Consider the following 1,701-nt stretch of genomic DNA (forward strand, 5'->3'; position numbering starts at 1 on the left):
GTTCTGGGACGGCGGGGCGTCGGACATGGGGGGCCTTTCAAGGACCGTGAGGATTACGGGGGGTTGTTCGGTGGACATGCGAGGCGGGCCGTGGTCGCGGCGCACCCAGGGGGGCGGGACCACGGGCCGCGTACCGTCCGTGGGTGAAGCGTGAGGGGGCTACCGCGAGGGCGACGCGAGCACCGCTTCGGCCGCCGCCAGCACCGCGCGGGCGTTGGCGAGCAGGGGAGGTGCGACGGCGCGGCCGTCCTCGGTGACGAACACCGACGACCCGGCGTCCGGCCGGGCCGCGGCTGCGGCCAGCAGGGCGCGGGCCTCGGCGACCTCGCCGGGAGAGGGGGTGAAGACCTCGTTGATGACGGGGAGTTGGACGGGGTGGACGGCGAAGCGGCCGAGGTAGCCCATGCCGAGTCCGTCCAGGCAGGAGCGGCGCAGCCCCTCGGGGTCGTCCAGGCGGGGGTAGACGCTCATGGCCGGGCTGACGAGCCCCGCGGCCCGGGAGACGAAGACGCAGCGCACCCGGGCGGCGTCCATGGTGGGCCCGTCGAAGTCGGTGCGCAGGTCGCCGCGCAGGTCGTTCTCACCGAGGCCGATGCGCTGCAGTCGGGGGGTGGCGTGGGCGAGGTCGCTCATCGCCTCGATGCCGAGCGCGGACTCGACGAGGATCTGCACGCCCGCGTCGCTGCCCGCCTCCTCCAGCCACCGGGCCGCGTCGCGGATCTGCTGCGGGTGCTCCACCTTGGGCAGCCGGACGGCCGCGAGGCCGGGCACGGCGACGGCCCGGATGTCGTCGTGGGCGAGGCCGCTGGCGGTGGAGTTGACGCGTACGTAGGTGGGTTTGGGCGGGGAGGCGGAGAGGATCTCGGCGGCGGCGCGGCGGGCCCGTTCCTTGCTGTCGGCGGGTACCGCGTCCTCCAGGTCGAGGACGACGGCGTCCGCCTCGCTCGCGTACGCCTTCTCCACCACACGTGCCTTGTGGGCGGGGACGTAGAGATAGCTGCGGTGCACGGCGGCGGTCATATGACTCCTCTTTCGCTGAGCTCGGCCAGTTCCTCGGGGCCGACGCCGAGTTCGCCGAGGATGTCGGCGGTGTGCTGGCCCAGGCGGGGGCCGGCCGAGCGCACGGCGCCGGGGGTGTCGGAGAGCCGGAAGGCGACCGAGGGCATACGGATCGAGTCCAGTTCCGGGTCGGGGACGGACACGATGGAGCCGCGTGCGGTGATCTGCGGGTCTTCGAGGACGTCGGCGAAGTCGTAGACGGCTCCGACGGCGGCCTGGGCCTCCTCGAAGCGCTCGATGACCTCGTCACGGGTGCGTTCGGCGATCCAGCCGCCGACGGCCGCGTCGAGTTCGTCGGCGTGCCGCGCGCGGTCGGCGCCGGTGGCGAACCAGGGCTCCTCGGCCAGTTCGGGGCGGCCCACCAGGCGTACGACGCGTTCCGCCACGGAGAAGGTGGTGGCGGAGACGGCCACCCAGTGGTCGTCCTTGGTGCGGTACACGTTGCGCGGCGCGTTGTTGGCCGAGCGGTTGCCCTGCCTGGTGGGCATGATGCCGGTCAGGTCGTAGGTGGCCAGCGGGCCGCCGAGGACGCCGAGCATCGACTCGACGATGGAGAGGTCCACGACCTGGCCGCGGCCGGTCAGTTCGCGGGCGCGCAGGGCGGTCAGCGCGGCGAAGGCCGCGGTGAGGCCGGCGACCGCG

General features: G+C 73.8%; 2 protein-coding genes. Both read right to left on the bottom strand.

All coding sequences use genetic code 11. From position 1 onward, the window contains the following. Window positions 1-159: 159 nt before the first annotated feature. Window positions 160-1,020: an HpcH/HpaI aldolase/citrate lyase family protein gene (locus ACJA3G_RS36395; RefSeq protein ID WP_406557301.1), complete on the bottom strand. Its 861-nt coding sequence runs from the start codon at window positions 1,018-1,020 to the stop codon at window positions 160-162. Further along, window positions 1,017-1,701: CaiB/BaiF CoA transferase family protein (locus ACJA3G_RS36400; RefSeq protein ID WP_406557302.1), on the bottom strand; the 685-nt coding region annotated here is incomplete at its 5' end. The genes ACJA3G_RS36395 and ACJA3G_RS36400, both read right to left, overlap by 4 nt.

Source organism: Streptomyces sp. YS-3 (genome assembly GCF_045257485.1).
In the GTDB taxonomy this organism is placed as follows: Bacteria; Actinomycetota; Actinomycetes; order Streptomycetales; family Streptomycetaceae; genus Streptomyces.